Origin of the sequence: Flavobacterium sp. (genome assembly GCF_031409475.1) — a bacterium.
Classification (GTDB): domain Bacteria; phylum Bacteroidota; class Bacteroidia; order Flavobacteriales; family Flavobacteriaceae; genus Flavobacterium.
This window is the reverse complement of sequence record NZ_JANNXH010000008.1, coordinates 40,098-53,232: the sequence shown is the minus strand read 5'-3', so window position 1 is coordinate 53,232 and position 13,135 is coordinate 40,098. Positions and strand designations below refer to the sequence as shown.

Genomic DNA, 13,135 nt, shown 5'->3' with positions numbered 1-13,135 from the left:
ATGAAACTTTGGGAAAAAGGAATACCAACAGATAAACAAATAGAACATTTCACCGTTGGAAACGACCGAGAATTAGATTTGATTTTGGCCAAATACGATGCTTTGGGTTCTATTGCTCACGCCAAAATGTTGTTCAAAATAGGACTTTTAACGGAAGAAGAAACGGATTCTTTGGTTTTGGCTTTAGAAGACATAATTATCGAAATTAAAAAAGGCGAATTCGAAATCGAAGACAGTTTTGAAGACGTACATTCCAAAATCGAATACCTTCTAACCATAAAATTAGGCGATGCCGGAAAGAAAATACACACGGCTCGTTCTCGTAACGATCAGGTTTTAGTTGACGTAAATTTGTATTTAAAAGATGTCGTAACCGAGTTCAAATCTCAAGTTAAAACGCTTTTTGACTTGTTAATGGAATCGGCAGAAAAACACCAAAACGTGTTGTTGCCGGGTTACACCCATTTGCAGATAGCGATGCCTTCCTCTTTCGGTCTGTGGTTTTCTGCTTATGCCGAAACCTTGATTGACGACATCACGATGTTGAATGCAGCCTTGAAAATCGTAGATCAAAATCCATTGGGTTCAGCTGCGGGTTACGGAAGTTCATTTCCTATCAATAGAACTTTCACAACCAAAGAATTAGGTTTTGAAACTTTGAAATACAACTCGATTGCCGCGCAAATGAGCAGAGGAAAATCAGAGAAAACCGTTGCTTTCGCAATGAGTAGCGTTGCTGCGACTTTGGCAAAATTCTCTATGGACGTTTGTTTGTATATGAGCCAAAATTTTGATTTTATCAGTTTGCCAGCTCATTTGACGACAGGTTCCAGTATTATGCCGCACAAGAAAAATCCAGATGTTTTCGAGTTGATTCGTGGAAAATGCAACAAGATTCAAGCCTTGCCTTATGAAATTACCTTAATCACCAACAACTTGCCAAGCGGTTATCACAGGGATTTACAATTGTTGAAAGAAGGGTTGTTTCCTGCGATTCAAAACTTGAAAGCCTGTTTGGATATTGCCATTTTCTCTATTAAGGACATCAAAGTGAAAGACAATATTCTTGCCGATAAAAAATACGATTACCTGTTCACCGTGGATACTTTAAACGAAATGGTAGTAGCAGGAATGCCATTTAGAGATGCCTATAAAGCCGTTGCGGAACAATTGGAAAATGGGACTTTTCAATCTCCAAAAGAAACCAAACACACCCACGAAGGAAGCATCAACAACCTTTGTTTAGAGGAGATTAAAAAGAAAATGAAATTGGCTTTTTAAGCTAGTTAAAAATAAATTAAAGCCACGAATTCACGAATTAAACTAATATAATTCGTGAATTCGTGGCTTTTTATAAATTCAAAAATCCGTTTGAATCCGAGGCCTAAAAATTTACAACTTCCCCTTCAATTCCTCAGCATCAATATCGCTGTGGGAAACATCATAAACCGATTTCCCTTCCTTGATCAACAACAATTGTGGCGATTGATGATGCACTCCAAAACGATTTGCAATTTCATTTGAAATATCTCGATGCTCTAATAAATCCAAAAAATACATAGAGACGTTGCAATCCAACGTCGCTACATCGAATTCGTTTTCAAATTGTTTCAACACCATTCTGCTCACACTGCAACGAGTACTGTGTTTAAAAATTACTACAGGCTTCTCGGCAGAACGTGATACCATTTCATCCAATTGTCCCAAATTTGTTAGCGAAATCCAATTGATTTTACTCACTATTTCATTTTGATTATCGGAACTCCCAAATATATTTTTTAAAAAACTCATTTTATCTTGTTTAAACTATTTTGAGGTATTTAATTCCGCTATAGAATCTTCTACAAAGTTAACTATTAAACGTAAAACTACCAACCATAAAAAACTCGAAAAATGAATCTATAAATGTATTGATATTCAAATTGTTACCTTAAAAAATATTAAAAACGCCCTATTCTTTTAGAAATTTAGAAATAGATTCTTTACCATCAATAATCGTTTTAACAATATAAACGCCTTTTTGAAGTCCGTTAGTTTGAAGAGTTGCCGTATTGCTACTTGGACTTTTTGTTAAAAATTCTTGACCTATCAGGTTGTAAATCGATACTTTTTGAATTACTCCTATTGCTTCAATCGACAATTGGTTTAATACAGGGTTTGGATACAAAGTAATCTCAGGTTTTGCAAAAGTTGGAGTTGATAAATTACCCGTAGAGAAAGCAATATCGTCAAAATAATACGTAGAATTCAAACCTCCATCACCTTGTGTACCGAAGTCGAAGAAAAAAACAATTTTATTATCATTATTATTTACTGGAGGAAATAAGGTAGGAGAATTATAATCGAAAGTTAATTCTTCCCATTCATTTGCTTTTGTAATGATTGCATCGGTTTCAAAAGCACCATAATCGTAATCAGTTGGACTTCCCTCAAATTTCAATAAAAGTTTCTTTCCTGCAACAGGCGACCAAACTTTTACTTTTACTATTTTATTTGTCGAAAAATCAATTGGACCAGCCATTTGAATAACACTACCACCATAGGTTTCACCTGGATTTTTTATCATCCTTACCACCTTAGAACTTGTGTTAATTCCAGATGGGAATGGGTTAGCTAATAATGTAGTTGCTCCACCAGCAAAATCAAGAAATGGATATGCCAAAGTGGTAGATTCGAAATTTAAAGGCAAAACGGGTAACTCTAAAATAGGTCCTGGTCCAACTGATAGCGATACATCGTCAAATAAATAGGTTGAATTTGGACCACCATCGCCTTGTGTACCATTATCAAAAATAAATACAATTTGATTGTTTAAATTATTTACAGCATCTGCCGAAAAATCAAAAGATAATTCCTCCCAAACATTTGCTGTTACTATAGGTACGGATAGTTTTTGAAAAGTAAAACCGGCACCTTCAAACTTTAACAAAAGCCTTTTTCCTGCTACTGGCGAAAATACTTTGACTTTAAATAACCTTTGAGTTGTTAAATTAATTGGGGAAGCCATTGTAATTTTACTTCCTGCCCAAACTGCTCCTGCTCCTTTAACCATTTGCATTACAGTAGCACTATTATTAATACCTGAGATTTGTTGATTTGCAATTTTTGTGGCAACACCACCATCAAAATTTATAAATGGGTAAGGTGTTGTTGTAGATTCAAAATCTAAAGGTAAACTTTGTGCAAACGAAAACGAATAAATAATCAAAAATGCAGTTGTAACACTATTTTTCATAAACTATTTTTTTCCAAATTTACTTCTGATTAATTTAAATAAAATAAAATGGAAGTATATAAAAACTATACATAATCGAGATTGATTAAACTATTTTGTGTTTTAAAAAGCCAAATTATTGAAATTCTTAATTAAATTTGAAATCAGAGTGAGTTGGCAAACCAAATATTTGATTATTTTTAGAGTACTAAAACAAAAACAAACACTATGAAGCCTAAATACTTTGGAGAAAAATAGTTCCAATAATAATCTGCACCCATTATAATATGAATTAAAAATATCCTATGTCAAAACAAGACGAACTACATCAATTGCCCTTGTATCAAAAGGCAGAACAAATTTTTAAAATCACACAAGGATTAGTCGAAATTATTCCTGTCGACAATGAATTTCTTCAAGAAACAACCGTTCGGTTTATGTTAGAAAATGCAATGATAATACCTGCTAAAATTTCAGGAGCCCAAGCAGTTGAGTTGTATGATTTAAAAATGGAAAATGCTACTATTATTAGGAAATCAGCCCGTGAACTTAGTGTTTATGCGGGCAGTTTGCGCTTTGAAGAAGAAATTAAAGACCATGATTACATCCTTTTATTGCGAAAAGAAATTGATGAATTCCGACTTTTATTTATTGATTGGGTCGCTGGTTTTGATGAGTGGAATTATATCAAAGATGATTGGGGATTGTTCAATCCTCCTGGTGTCAATGCTCACGATAAAGATCCCGATGACGACATTCCTTTCAATCCTGACGATTTTTTTGATTTTGAGAATGAAGATGAGGATTAATAATTTTATAAATAAAATTCAACCAAAAATTAGTAGATTCGCATTCATAAATAATCAAAAACTCGTTGATTCAATTTGGAAAATTAATTCTAAAATCAAACTAGTTCTAAAAAAATAAAAATGGCATCAGGTTTTTTCGCACTATTAGATGATATCGCAGCAATTATGGATGATGTTGCTGTAATGAGTAAAGTTGCTGCCAAAAAAACAGCTGGAATATTGGGTGATGATTTGGCGGTTAATGCCGAAAAAGCATCTGGATTCATTTCTTCAAGAGAACTCCCTGTTTTATGGGCTATTGCTAAAGGTTCTTTTATCAATAAAGTAATTATTTTACCAGTAGCGTTTTTGTTAAGTGCCCTTTATCCATTGGCAATTATTATCATATTGGTTCTTGGCGGACTTTTTTTAGCTTACGAAGGTGCAGAAAAAATTTACGAGTACTTCTTTCCTCATAAACACACTAAAACTGAAATTACCCTTCAAGAATTTTCCGAAGCCGAAATTTTGGCTTTTGAAAAAGACAAAATAAAATCAGCCATCGTAACCGACTTTATTCTATCGGTTGAGATTGTAATCATTGCACTAGGCACCGTAATTAAGGAGTCACTTACATCACAAATTATTGTTGTTTCTATAATTGCAATAATAGCTACAGTTGGAGTTTATGGAATTGTTGCCTTGATTGTACGAATGGACGAACTGGGTTACAAACTTATTGGGTTGAGTTCTAATGACAATAGTTTTTCCAAAACAGTTGGAAATATACTCGTAAAAGCTTTGCCAAAAGTGATCAAAAGTTTATCCGTTATTGGTACAATCGCTTTGATCCTTGTGGCTGGGGGAATTTTTGTACATAATATTAATTTTCTACATCATATATTACCACAATTGCCTTCTATTTTGAAAGAATTTTGTATTGGACTCATCATTGGATTATTGGTTTTAGGAATAGTTAACATATTCAAAAAGGGGATTAAAAAAAAGTAAATTTTTAATAAATACTTGCTATAAATCGTCTGAATCCAGCTGTGTGAAGTCTCCCAACTTTCATCTACTAAAATATGCCGTTAAAACCCAAATTTTAATTATTATAAATTCGCTAAAATTAAAAAAAAGTTTTTTCACACAATTCAAAACCAGACAACGGCATAAATAATTCATTATCTTTGAATTACAAATCAAAAAACTATAATTATGAAAAATAGTATCCTTAAAAACGGAATTTTTGGCGGAATAATCGTAAGCATTGTTATGATTGCGATGACCCTTTATATGAAAACTTACCCCGATCGTGAACCCAGTATGATCATTGGTTTTGGCAGTATGATTCTTGCTTTTATCTTTGTAATTCTTGGGATAAAACAAGAGCGTGAAACCCATATTGGCGTAATTACTTTTGGAAAAGCATTCCTAACTGGCTTGAGTATTTCATTAGTAATTTCAACCATTTACGTTATTGTTTGGCTTATTATTTATTATAATTTTTTTCCAAATTTTATGGAACAATACAGTGAAATGATACTTAAGAAAACCAATCCAGAAGAACTTGCTGCAAAAACTGCCGAAATGAATCAAATGAAGGAATGGTATAAAAATCCAATAATGATAATTTTACTCACACTTATGGAAGTTTTACCAATTGGGATTGTCGTTTCGTTGATTGGAGCATTAATTTTAAAGAAAAAATAGCCTTCTTTTCAAAGTTAAAAAGGGATAAATAACTATTTTTGCACTCTAAATTTTTGTTTTATGCCAAATAAGAAATACAAAATAGCGGTTATTCAATTGAATCTGAATGATGTTGCCGAAAACAACTTAAAAAAATGTTTGAGCTGGGTTCGTGATGCTGCCAATCAAGGTGCCGAAGTGATTTCGTTACCCGAATTATACAGCTGCCATTATTTTTGTCAGAGTGAAGATGTAGCTAATTTTGCTTTGGCAGAACCATTGTACAGCACTTCTTTTGTAGCTTTTAGCGCGTTGGCAAAAGAACTTGGAGTGGTAATTATCGTTCCTTTCTTCGAAAAAAGAATGACAGGAATTTACCATAACAGTGCTTACATTATTGACACCGATGGTTCCGAAGCAGGTTTATACCGCAAAATGCACATTCCGGATGATCCGCATTTTTACGAAAAATTCTATTTTACTCCTGGTGATTTAGGTTTCAAAACCATTCCGACTCAAAAAGGAAAAATAGGAACATTAATTTGTTGGGATCAATGGTTTCCAGAAGCAGCTCGTTTGACTGCTTTGCAAGGTGCGGAAGTTTTGTTTTATCCAACTGCAATTGGTTGGCATCCTCAAGAGAAAGAGCAATATGGCGAGAACCAACACAACGCTTGGATGAGCGTAATGAAAGGCCATGCAGTGGCAAATGGTGTTTATGTTGCAGCCGCAAACAGAATTGGATTAGAACAATATATTGAAGGAACTGCAGGAATTCAGTTTTGGGGATCTTCGTTTATTGCTGGACCACAAGGCGAAATTTTGGCGCAAGCCTCGCACGACAAAGAAGAAATTTTGATAGCCGATGTTGACCTTGATTTACAAGAAAATGTACGTCAAAACTGGCCTTTCTTCAGAGATAGAAGAATTGATGCTTTTGGTGGTATTACTAAAAGAGCAATAGATTAGTTTTTGTGAAATCAATTGTGAATTAAAGCTTAAATAAAAAATCTACCAATAGTATCAAATTACTTTTGGTAGATTTTTTTTCTTTAAAAAATAAAATTTTTAATTCAAATCCGGTTGAAATATTTTAACCGTTCCGTCTCCTTCGCTACTCACCACAACTAAACTTCTTTTTGTAGGACTTTTATATGCAGGTATAAATAGCAATCCTTCTGGCGCATCTCCAGTTTTTAAAATTTGCAAAAATTTTGGAGCCGATGGATTACTTACATCATATATCATTAAAGCATCTGCTCTTTCTAATCCAACAAATAGAATACTTTTATCGCCCATTTTAGCCACAACTACAGATTCAGGCTCTACGGATTTATCATCACTTCGATTGTCATCATATACTCCAAATTCTAGTGCCTTACTATCTAATTCATTTTTACTATCAAAAACGATTTGACCCGTATTTCCGTTCCATATAGAAAAAGATCTGGCTCCAAATGAAACTAATTCGTCAAAGTCACCATCGCCATCAGTATCTCCCATCTTTGTATTAATATTCAATCTTCCCATGCTGGTCTCTGCTTTTAAAATAGCAGCATTAGGAAATATTAGTGGATCAAGAATAACCGATGAACTACTTATCCTTTTTACATCCACAAAACCAGAATATTCTCTGGCATCACCTTCATTTGCGGTAACAAAATAAGGAATATTGTTTATTTTAAAATTACTGATTGCATCCGGTTGAAACATTCCTTTTAAGTTCCATGTATTCTTAGAAATTCCTCCATCTTTATCGCTGATATCAATAGCGTTTTCGGTTAGACTATAATCTTTAAATCCCAATGGAAAAAGATTGGTAATAGTTTTTGATGCCAAATCAATTTTAGCCACTCCATTATTTTCCTGTAATGTTACCCAAGCTGTTTTAGAATCCGAAGAAATTGTAATGTATTCTGGCTCTATATCTGCAGTAAAATTGTTTGTTGGACTTGCAATTCTAAATCCTTTGGCTCTTAAACCACTAATCTGATTACTAAACGCAGCAAAATTTATAGTCGAAACGGTATAGTCGCTATTAACATCAATAATCGAAACTGAACCATCGGGATCAATAGAATAATCATCGTTAGGTTCTCCTTCGTTTGCAGTTAATATATATTTTCCGTTTGGTGAAAAAGCAATCATATCCGGCAAAGCTCCAACGGTAATTTGCTTAATTACTTCATAATTTGAGGTGCTAAAAATCACTACTTTCCCAGCATCTTGTTTATTGGGTTTTGATTCTAAAGCAACAGCTAACTTACCATCATAAGTTGCTACACTATTTGAAGAACCATTAAATGGTGTTAAATCGATACTTGCAATTAGAACTGGAAGTGAAGGATTAGATAAATCAATAACATCAATCCTATTCGTACTGTTGTTATTAACGGTAAATAATTTTTTAGAAACTTCATCATAAGCACTTATTTCTGCAGCGCCAGTACCACCAATCTTGATAGTACTAATTTCTTTAAAAGAACTAGGGTTTTCGTTTTTACCGATTTTTGAATTTTCATCTTCTAAATTAATTTCATTTTCACAAGCTGATAGTAAAAATAAAACGCCTAACAATAAACCAAACTTTTTCATAATTTATATTTTTTTTCCAAAAATAATTATCAAAAAGTAAGATTGTATTAATTAAATATTATTTAATGTTTAAGATAACTATTAGTGCTGAGTTAAATATTTTATGAAAAATTGGACTAGTCTATACCATTTGTAAATCCACCTGAATGTTTATATTTGTACTTTTTCTAATTAGAAACGCTGAATGACTACAAATAATAGAAGATTTCCTGCCGAATGGGAAAAACAACAAGGAATTTTACTTTGTTTTCCGCATAATGGAAAAGATTGGCCCGGAAAATACGAAGCCATTCAATGGGCTTTTGTAGAATTTATAAAAAAAGTATCCGCTTTCGAAACTGTTTTTTTGATTGTTACCAATGATAAATTAAAGGAAAAAGTTACAGAAATGCTGGAAACTGGCGCGGTTCAAATGAATAATATTTCTTTCCTAATTTATAAAACCAACCGCAGTTGGATGCGTGATTCGGGTCCGATTATTGTTAAAAACGGAAATCAAAGAGAAGCTTTGAACTTCAATTTTAATGGCTGGGCAAAATATAAAAACATTCAACTCGACAAATTAGTTCCTGCAAAAGTGGGCGAATTTTTGAACATTCCAATAACCCAAGTTTTATACAAAGGAAAACCCGTAATTGTTGAAGGTGGAGCGATTGACACCAATGGCAAAGGCACTTTACTAACTTCCGAAGAATGTTTATTGCATCCTGACATTCAGGTTAGAAATCCAAATTTTACCAAATCAGATTATGAAGCGGTTTTTAAAGAATATCTCGGAATTACAAACGTAATTTGGTTAGGAAACGGAATCGAAGGCGACGATACGCACGGACATATTGATGATTTGTGCCGATTTGTAACCGAAGATACCATTGTTACCATTATTGAATCTGACTCAAAAGACAACAATTACAAACCGTTGCAAGACAATTTAAAACGATTGCAAAATGCAAAGCTTGAAAACGGAAAATCTCCCAAAATAATTACATTGCCAATGACTAAACGCATTGATTTTGATGGTGTCCGATTGCCAAGCAGTTATGCAAATTTCTTGATTTTGAATAAATGCGTTTTAGTTCCTACTTTTAACGATTCTAACGACAGAATTGCCCTGAATATTCTAGCAGATTGTTTCCCTGATAGAGAAATTATTGGAATTAGTGCGATAGATTTAATATGGGGTTTTGGTACTTTACACTGTTTGAGTCAACAAATTCCTGAATAAAATTTCGTTTTAAATTATTTAGTCGGTGTCCAAGTATTATTCGCTTCATTTGAATCTGGAAAGACATGATCCGGGTCCAAAGTAACACTTTCAATTTCTTCAATTGTATTTAATTTAAAAGTCCAATCAACATTTCTTTGCCAAATTTCTACCGGTAATTTAATTCTTGAAACTGTACCGCTTTTTGTTTTTACGTCTAAAATAACCGGCAAAACCATTTTTTCAAAGTTCTCAATTGTAATTAAAGCTCCTAATTTTGGATTATCATCTACATATTTAACTTTATTGATACCTTGATCTAATTTCCAATTATTTAATATCCAACCTCTCCAAAACCAATTTAAATTTTCGCCAGCAACATTCTCAATTGTTCTAAAAAAATCATCAGGTTCAGGATGCTTAAAAGCCCAGCGGTCAATGTAGGATTTGAATGCAAAATCAAACCTTTGTGGACCTAATATGTGTTCTCTTAAAATAATTAATGCTCTACTCGGTTTTGAATAATTTAATTTTCCTGTATTTCGCTCTTTCATATTATCCGAAGAACTCATTACAGGTTCAAGAATAGGATTTGTAAAAGAATCTACATTTTTATGAAGATCAACATCGGCTTTTTTAAATTCACCTTTATTAAATTCATTAGTACTCAAAGTGTTGATAAAAGTATTGAATCCTTCATCCATCCATGCAAAAAGACGCTCATTAGAACCAACTATCATCGGGAACCAATTATGACCAAACTCATGGTCAACAACATTCCATAAACGCAGTCCTTTGCTTTTGTAATTGCAAAAAACAATTCCAGGATATTCCATTCCGCCTACTATTCCTGCAACACTTGTTGCTGTAGCATACGGATATTCAAACCATTTATTTGAATAATTCTCGACACTAGCTTTTGTAAATTCTGTAGCCCGACTCCAAGCATCAATCCCTTCACTTTCAATTGGATATGCAGATAGAGCCATTGCTTTTTTTCCACTTGGCAAATTAATTTTTGCAGCATCTAAAATAAAGGCTGCAGAAGATGCCCAAGAAAAATCACGCGAATTCTTAATTTTAAAATGCCATGTTTTATTCGTTTTTGAAACAGCAGTTGCAGTTGCAGCAACTTCATTACTCGTTCTAATAAAAACTGTTTTATCACTCAGTTTTGCTTGAATTAAACGATTTTGTTGTTCTCTCGAATATACCTCAGCCGTATTAATTAATTCACCTGAACTCACTACAAAATGATTAGAAGGAACTGAAATACTTACATCAAAATCTCCGTACTCAAAATAAAATTCTGATGCGCCTAAATACGGAATGGTATTCCATCCGTTTAAATCATCGTAAACACACATCGTAGGATACCATTGGGCAATTGTGAAAATTTTTCCGTTTTTGGTTTCTAAAACTCCCATTCTATCAGATCCTTTTGTTGGAGATATGAATGAAAATTCAATCTTTACTTTCACTTTTCCGCCTTTTGATTTTAGAGTTTGTGGCAAAAAAACTTGCATTCTAGTATCATTAATTATGAATTTTACCTCAGTCGCAATAGATTTGGATTTTGATACCGAAATTACTTTTACTGATTTTATTTTATGTCCGCCATCAAAAACCTGACCTTGAGCACCATTTCTACTTCCAGTAATTGGAACAACAGCGTTACCTCTTGAATCTGATTTAAATAAATTTTGATCTAAATTCATCCATAAAAAACTCATTTGATCTGGACTATTATTAGTATAAGTTATAATTTCCGTTCCAGATATTTCGTTTGTTACATCGTTAAGTTTTAATTTTAATTTATAATCAGCTCTATTTTGCCAATATTCAGCACCAGGTTGACCACTAACTGAACGTGTACTTGAACTGTTTTTTTTGTAAAAAAATGGTGCAAAAGCATCGTGATAATCGTATTTCGATATTTGAGAAATTGGTGCAACAGTCTCATTATTTTGGGCACATAATGATGAAAACCCTATTAATAATGTGAAACGAAGCATGCATAGGAACTTAGTATTTTTCATTAATAAATTATTAAATTTTTGCAAATAAAATGTAAATAATCAACATAAAAATAAAACAAATGTTAAAAAAAAATCAAAACAAATTATTAAGTGATAGTGGCACAAAACAAATTTTATAAATACATTTACGTTTAAATCTAATTCATTAATAATCAGAACAATTTTGACAATAACAATTTCTAACGGCAATTTAACAGCACAAATAAATCCTGTAGGAGCTGAATTACAATCCTTGAAAAGCAACACGAATGTTGAATATATATGGGAAGGAAATCCTGAATTTTGGGGCAAACACAGTCCTGTTTTATTCCCAATTGTTGGCACTTTAAAAAAAAATACCTATCAATACAATGCAATTGATTATCATTTGACTCGCCATGGTTTTGCTCGAGATTTGAGTTTTGAAATTATGGAACTAAAGGAAGACTGTGTTATTTTTTCTTTACAAGCATCAAAAGAAACTTTAAAAAATTATCCGTTTGATTTTGAATTACAACTAATTTATACTCTTGTAGAAAATAGTTTAAACATTCAATACAAAGTTTTAAATAATGGAATAAATCAAATGCCCTTTTCTATTGGAGCACATCCTGCATTTGCTTTATCAAGGGATTTTGAAAATTATGCGATTGAATTTGAACAAGACGAAACGTTAAACTATTTTTTATTAGAAAATGATTTGATTTCTAACAAAACAAAGAATATAACTTTGGTAGACAAAAAAATTCCTTTGACTTATCGATTATTCGAAAACGACGCTTTGATTTTCAAAAAGTTGCAATCAAATACATTGACTATAATCCATAATTTAAAGCCTTTTTTAAGAGTAAATTTTCATGATTTTCCAAATCTAGGAATTTGGACAAAAATAAATGCTCCTTTTGTATGCATTGAACCATGGCATGGTTACTCTGATGTTTTAAATAGTAATGGGAACCTTTTTGAAAAAGAAGGAATGCAAATTTTAAATCCTAATGAAGTTTTTTTAACACAATATTCTATTGATGTTTTGTAATATTGTCCTAAATATTTTATAATGTTAAAAATCAATTTTGAACCCTTTCCAATACTCGAAACTACACGATTAATTTTACGTCGTATAACCATTGATGATGTAAATGAAGTTTTTGAATTACGCAGTAATCCAGAAACTATGAAATATATCCCAAGACCACTGGTAAAAAAAAATGAAGAAGCTCTCAACCATATTGCATTAATAGATTCTAAAATAGTAAATAACGAAGGAATAAACTGGGCAATTACCTTGAAAGGAAGCCCGAAATTTATAGGTATAATAGGGCATTATTGTATAAAACCAGAACATTTTAGAGCAGAAATAGGTTATATGATACTTCCTCAATATCACGGAAAAGGAATTGCTACTGAAGCAATTAAATGTGCTGTTGATTATGGTTTCAACCAAATGGGATTGCATTCGATTGAAGCAGTTATTGACCCGAGAAATTTTGCGTCAGAAAAAGTATTACAAAAAAATGGTTTTAGAAAGGAAGCCCATTTAATAGAAAACGAATATTATGAGGGTACTTTTTTAGACACTGCAATCTATTCGCTTTTAAAAATAAATTTTAAGAAATAAAAGTTA

At 32.5% G+C, this 13,135-nt stretch carries 12 protein-coding genes; 8 read left to right on the top strand and 4 right to left on the bottom strand.

Annotated elements, in window-relative coordinates; translation table 11 throughout:
- The gene (gene argH / locus RMO53_RS01550) at positions 1-1,281 is read left to right on the top strand and encodes an argininosuccinate lyase (protein WP_310377590.1); all 1,281 of its coding nucleotides are present in this window, start codon (positions 1-3) and stop codon (positions 1,279-1,281) included.
- A 111-nt stretch (positions 1,282-1,392) separates the two neighbouring features.
- On the opposite strand, the gene ytxJ is transcribed toward argH, so the two are convergent.
- Together ytxJ and RMO53_RS01540 are read right to left on the bottom strand one after the other, a co-directional pair.
- A complete protein-coding gene (gene ytxJ / locus RMO53_RS01545) occupies positions 1,393-1,791 on the bottom strand; it encodes a bacillithiol system redox-active protein YtxJ (protein ID WP_310377589.1) in 399 nt (132 codons plus the stop codon).
- Between the two features lie 160 nt (positions 1,792-1,951).
- Positions 1,952-3,235 carry a T9SS type A sorting domain-containing protein gene (locus RMO53_RS01540; RefSeq protein ID WP_310377588.1) on the bottom strand — a complete coding sequence of 428 codons (1,284 nt, stop codon included), beginning with the start codon at positions 3,233-3,235 and terminating at the stop codon, positions 1,952-1,954.
- A 284-nt stretch (positions 3,236-3,519) separates the two neighbouring features.
- On the opposite strand from RMO53_RS01540, the gene RMO53_RS01535 reads away from it, so the two are divergent.
- From RMO53_RS01535 to RMO53_RS01520, 4 genes are all read left to right on the top strand, one after another.
- On the top strand, positions 3,520-4,023 hold the full coding sequence (locus tag RMO53_RS01535) for a hypothetical protein (protein ID WP_310377587.1): 504 nt from the start codon (positions 3,520-3,522) through the stop codon (positions 4,021-4,023).
- A gap of 120 nt (positions 4,024-4,143) precedes the next feature.
- Complete coding sequence (locus RMO53_RS01530) at positions 4,144-5,013, top strand: DUF808 domain-containing protein (protein WP_310377586.1); 870 nt, start codon at positions 4,144-4,146, stop codon at positions 5,011-5,013.
- A 207-nt stretch (positions 5,014-5,220) separates the two neighbouring features.
- Positions 5,221-5,715 (top strand): DUF4199 domain-containing protein, encoded by a 495-nt coding sequence (locus tag RMO53_RS01525; RefSeq protein ID WP_310377585.1) that lies wholly within the window; start codon positions 5,221-5,223, stop codon positions 5,713-5,715.
- 60 nt (positions 5,716-5,775) lie between these two features.
- Entirely contained in the window at positions 5,776-6,663 is an 888-nt protein-coding gene (locus RMO53_RS01520) for a carbon-nitrogen hydrolase (protein WP_310377584.1), read from the top strand.
- Positions 6,664-6,762: 99 nt separating this feature from the next.
- Here the strand turns inward: RMO53_RS01520 and RMO53_RS01515 are convergent, their stop codons facing one another.
- Positions 6,763-8,289 carry a choice-of-anchor I family protein gene (locus RMO53_RS01515; protein ID WP_310377583.1) on the bottom strand — a complete coding sequence of 509 codons (1,527 nt, stop codon included), beginning with the start codon at positions 8,287-8,289 and terminating at the stop codon, positions 6,763-6,765.
- 184 nt (positions 8,290-8,473) lie between these two features.
- Here RMO53_RS01515 and RMO53_RS01510 point away from each other — a divergent pair, with 184 nt between their 5' ends.
- Complete coding sequence (locus RMO53_RS01510; protein ID WP_310377582.1) at positions 8,474-9,514, top strand: agmatine deiminase family protein; 1,041 nt, start codon at positions 8,474-8,476, stop codon at positions 9,512-9,514.
- 14 nt (positions 9,515-9,528) lie between these two features.
- On the opposite strand, the gene RMO53_RS01505 is transcribed toward RMO53_RS01510, so the two are convergent.
- Positions 9,529-11,532, bottom strand: coding sequence for a M1 family metallopeptidase (locus tag RMO53_RS01505; protein ID WP_310377581.1), 2,004 nt, complete (start codon positions 11,530-11,532; stop codon positions 9,529-9,531).
- 163 nt (positions 11,533-11,695) lie between these two features.
- Here RMO53_RS01505 and RMO53_RS01500 point away from each other — a divergent pair, with 163 nt between their 5' ends.
- Entirely contained in the window at positions 11,696-12,547 is an 852-nt protein-coding gene (locus RMO53_RS01500; protein WP_310377580.1) for an aldose 1-epimerase family protein, read from the top strand.
- Between the two features lie 21 nt (positions 12,548-12,568).
- On the top strand, positions 12,569-13,129 hold the full coding sequence (locus RMO53_RS01495) for a GNAT family N-acetyltransferase (RefSeq protein WP_310377579.1): 561 nt from the start codon (positions 12,569-12,571) through the stop codon (positions 13,127-13,129).
- Positions 13,130-13,135 lie beyond the last annotated feature (6 nt).

Coding starts and splice junctions, on each gene's coding strand:
- argH (WP_310377590.1), top strand. CDS start 1: ATGAAACTTTGGGAAAAAGGAATACCAACAGATAAACAAATAGAACAT.
- RMO53_RS01520 (WP_310377584.1), top strand. CDS start 5,776: ATGCCAAATAAGAAATACAAAATAGCGGTTATTCAATTGAATCTGAAT.
- RMO53_RS01535 (WP_310377587.1), top strand. CDS start 3,520: ATGTCAAAACAAGACGAACTACATCAATTGCCCTTGTATCAAAAGGCA.
- RMO53_RS01510 (WP_310377582.1), top strand. CDS start 8,474: ATGACTACAAATAATAGAAGATTTCCTGCCGAATGGGAAAAACAACAA.
- RMO53_RS01495 (WP_310377579.1), top strand. CDS start 12,569: ATGTTAAAAATCAATTTTGAACCCTTTCCAATACTCGAAACTACACGA.
- RMO53_RS01515 (WP_310377583.1), bottom strand. CDS start 8,289: ATGAAAAAGTTTGGTTTATTGTTAGGCGTTTTATTTTTACTATCAGCT.
- RMO53_RS01540 (WP_310377588.1), bottom strand. CDS start 3,235: ATGAAAAATAGTGTTACAACTGCATTTTTGATTATTTATTCGTTTTCG.
- RMO53_RS01525 (WP_310377585.1), top strand. CDS start 5,221: ATGAAAAATAGTATCCTTAAAAACGGAATTTTTGGCGGAATAATCGTA.
- RMO53_RS01530 (WP_310377586.1), top strand. CDS start 4,144: ATGGCATCAGGTTTTTTCGCACTATTAGATGATATCGCAGCAATTATG.
- ytxJ (WP_310377589.1), bottom strand. CDS start 1,791: ATGAGTTTTTTAAAAAATATATTTGGGAGTTCCGATAATCAAAATGAA.
- RMO53_RS01505 (WP_310377581.1), bottom strand. CDS start 11,532: ATGAAAAATACTAAGTTCCTATGCATGCTTCGTTTCACATTATTAATA.